This window comes from Flavobacterium sp., assembly GCF_044341185.1.
Lineage (GTDB): Bacteria > Bacteroidota > Bacteroidia > Flavobacteriales > Flavobacteriaceae > Flavobacterium.
In genome coordinates this window covers 1-2,817 of sequence record NZ_JBIISE010000066.1, presented here as the reverse complement: position 1 = coordinate 2,817, position 2,817 = coordinate 1, and the positions used below count along the sequence as shown (strand labels likewise).

The following is a 2,817-nucleotide window of genomic DNA, read 5'->3' as shown; positions in this document are numbered from 1 at the left end:
CTAAAATTCTTTTAATAACAGAATTGATTGGTATAACAACAAAATTTGAAGTTTTAGATTGTTTAATACGAATAAATTGAGTTTCATCTTGTGTAATTATTTCAGGTTTTTTCAAGAAGTTTAATAAATCGCCAATACGCAATCCTGTATTACATCCTATTAGGAAGATATCTCTAGTAATATTTAGTTCTTCATCATTTAAAACTAAATTTTCAATTCTCAATAATTCATCTTGATTTAAATAGGGGTGATTTATAACCTCAGTTACCTTTGAGAAATAATTTTTCTTAAATTCTAGATTAGTATGTTTATCTTCATCATATGCATATCCCATAACTGTTTTTAGTTTTTGAATTACTGTCCCGATATAGTTTTTGGTATATTTTTTTTCATTGGTTAAATAGTCAATAAATTCATTGTAAAAACCCCTATTAATATCGTCAAAATTTAAGTTTTTTATTTTCTTATAAATCAAGAACTTTTTAACAACATTTAAAGAACTTTTTAGAGTATTTAAAGTTCCTTTAGTAAGTATTTTTTTTGAAAATGGTGAATTGTTTTTTGAGTAAAATTCTAAAAACCATTCGTAATATTTTATGAAATCTTTGTTGGTATCTAAATCTTTTTGATTTTCGTTAAAAGGATTACTTTGAAATTTTGATTTTGGTTTTTCAAAAATGTCAAATACTTTTGCAAACATACTTTTTATAGTATCAATTTCTAAGTCCTTTTCATTTTCTTTGTACAGTAAATCATTTAATTGATTTTCAAATTCCGATAACTTACTATTAATAAGTTTTGCATTGAATGTTGAAGAGGGTAACTTCATTTTTTGTTTGTTACTATCCCAATCTTTATCGGAATTAATTACAAAATTGGTTGATGCTCTAAATCTTGCATTTTTTCCGTGTCTAAACTCAAATTGGATAGTACTTTTTTCACTACCTTTACGAAGATAAAATTTCGTTTTCATACTTTAAAAAATTTAATTGTTACTTTTTTTAAAGTTATAAATGAGTTGTTTTTTATCCAATTCGTGTGACCATTTTTGTGTCCATTTAGGTCCTATTTTGGCATTTTGTGTCCACTTTTTTGAAAAACAACTTTTTCAAAGCACCAATAAAACCGCTACAAAGCCAATAAAATCATAAAAAACCTTTAAAGAATAACATTCAGACGAGGTCACAAATTATTCCCAAAACATTGAAATTATATGTTTTGGGATTTTTTTTGCTTAAAATTTTCTTTCTCGCTTCAATAAATGCAATAATGAATTGTGAACATTATGCATAAATTTATACTAATATTTTATTGTTTTTGTAGAATTAGTTCGACATTTTTTTTTATCTTGCGCCCTTAATTTTGATGACTAATTTTTTAAGAAAATTTAGTTGTCTACAATTTAATATTCTTATGAAAAAATATGTTTTTTTAATTCTTTTATTACTCTCGGGAAGTCTTTATTCTCAAGGTGTTTTCTTTAAAATGGGAAAAAATTATTCTTCATTTTCTTATAAAAATAATACGCCATTTGCAGATAAAATTAAAATTAACGGAACGGGTAGTAGTTATGAGTTAGGTTATGCCTTGCCATTAAAATTTAAAGATTTTTCTTATTTAGCAAGCATAACACTTAACGATTATAACGGAACAAGTGAGTCTAAATCAAATAATTTAGATTATAAAACCTCTTATATTGGTTTGCAAAATGCGGTTAATTATCAGTTTTTTGATTCTTTTTACTTTTTCATTAGCGCGAAAGCAGGTTTAAATATGTCAACCATAATTTATGGAAAACAACAATTAAATAATTCAACATTTAATCTAACAAACAATAAAGATTTTTCAGGATTAATCTTGCAACCTGTTTTAGGATTAGATGCTAAATATTACATTTCTAAAACGGGTTATTTAAGTTTAGGTTGTAATGTAGCAAAAAGTATTTCATTAAATCCTACATCAGATAAAGTATCATTTAATACGTTCCAAATCCTTTTTGGAGGTTATTTCGAATTGAATAAAGACAAACATTTATGAGAAAAATAGTTTACTTAATTGCCTTATTTTGCACTTCGTTTTTCTATGCACAAACAAGTGGAATCACCTATCAAGCAGTAATATACCATCCTAATGGACAAAATATTCCGGGTGTTGATATTCAAAAATCTCCGATGTCAAATAAATCGATTTGTTTACAATTTTCATTAATTGATAATCTTACGCAAATTGAATATCAAGAAGTTATTCAAACAACTACTGATGAATTCGGTATGGTTAATCTGATCATTGGTACTGGAAATCAAACAGGAGGATATGCAAGTTCTTTCAATGCAATTGTTTGGAATACAAATACCAAAAAATTAAAAGTGCAATTAGATGTTAATGGCACATGTCAGCAATTCATTGTATTAAGTGATAATCCACTTTCGGCAGTTCCTTTTGCTTATGCAGCAGTTACAGCAAATAGTGTTTCGGGTGTAGTCGAAATTCAAAATGGAGGTACAGGTGCCACAAATTTGGCAGATGCTAAAATTAATTTACAAATTAATAATGTTGATAATACTTCAGATAATAATAAACCCATTTCAATCGCAACTCAAACAGCTTTAGACACAAAAGAAAACATAGCGAATAAATCGACTAATACAACTTTGGGTACAAGTGATGTCTTATACCCATCTCAAAATGCGGTAAAAACCTACGTAGATGCTCAAGTAGCTACAGCTACTATTGCCGATGCCGATGCGGTTACAAAAGGAAAAATTAAATTGGCTGGTGATTTAGGAGGAACAGCTGATTTGCCAACTGTTCCAGGAT

At 27.4% G+C, this 2,817-nt stretch carries 3 protein-coding genes; 2 read left to right on the top strand and 1 reads right to left on the bottom strand.

Features of this window, described 5'->3' with window-relative positions; genetic code table 11:
• Window positions 1-973 (bottom strand): tyrosine-type recombinase/integrase (locus tag ACIQZ1_RS09590; RefSeq protein ID WP_396160840.1); only part of this gene is annotated, 973 nt, incomplete at its 3' end.
• 512 nt (window positions 974-1,485) lie between these two features.
• Between ACIQZ1_RS09590 and ACIQZ1_RS09585 the strand changes: the two genes are divergently transcribed.
• A complete protein-coding gene (locus ACIQZ1_RS09585) occupies window positions 1,486-2,037 on the top strand; it encodes a hypothetical protein (RefSeq protein ID WP_396160838.1) in 552 nt (183 codons plus the stop codon).
• The coding region (locus tag ACIQZ1_RS09580) for a hypothetical protein (protein ID WP_396160836.1) at window positions 2,034-2,817 on the top strand (784 nt) is incomplete at its 3' end. The genes ACIQZ1_RS09585 and ACIQZ1_RS09580, both read left to right, overlap by 4 nt.

Excerpts from the sequence above, each read along its gene's own strand:
- ACIQZ1_RS09585 (WP_396160838.1), top strand. The coding sequence starts at position 1,486 with ATGGGAAAAAATTATTCTTCATTTTCTTATAAAAATAATACGCCATTT.